At 58.4% G+C, this 401-nt stretch carries 1 pseudogene; it reads right to left on the bottom strand.

Annotation, left to right across the window (positions count from 1 at the left end):
* Positions 1 to 401, bottom strand: a pseudogene (locus AF337_RS11980) (hypothetical protein); the annotation flags it as partial.

The following is a 401-nucleotide window of genomic DNA, read 5'->3' as shown; positions in this document are numbered from 1 at the left end:
GCCGACCACATCGAGATGGCCATTTTGGTCTTCGAGTATGGCGTAACCGGCGCCAAGAAATCCCGCGAAGGTCTTCGATGTCACATCGACGCTGTCGGCAAGGATGCCGGCAGGCGTGTCGGCGTCGGCACCGAGCTTGGTGTAGATCACGTCACCGACGATGCTGAAGCGATCGTATCTTGCTTCGCCTGCCGCCATGAAAGCGAAGTCGAGGTTATTGAGGATATCGCCGAAATCCGCGTCGATATGAACTTCCGGAAGTCCAAACTGCCCAATATCGCCGGATATGCCGGCAGCCCAGAAATATGGCGCGAAGGTGAATTCCCAGCCGCTCTGGCTCTCGACGGTTTTTGCTTCCGGCGTGAGCGGAGTGACATCGGCGGCATTGCCGACCGACGCCA

The organism is Rhizobium ecuadorense, from assembly GCF_001187535.1.
GTDB classification, from domain to species: Bacteria; Pseudomonadota; Alphaproteobacteria; order Rhizobiales; family Rhizobiaceae; genus Rhizobium; species Rhizobium ecuadorense.
The sequence above is the reverse complement of the archived record's forward strand: the minus strand, read 5'-3'. Positions and strand labels throughout refer to the sequence as shown.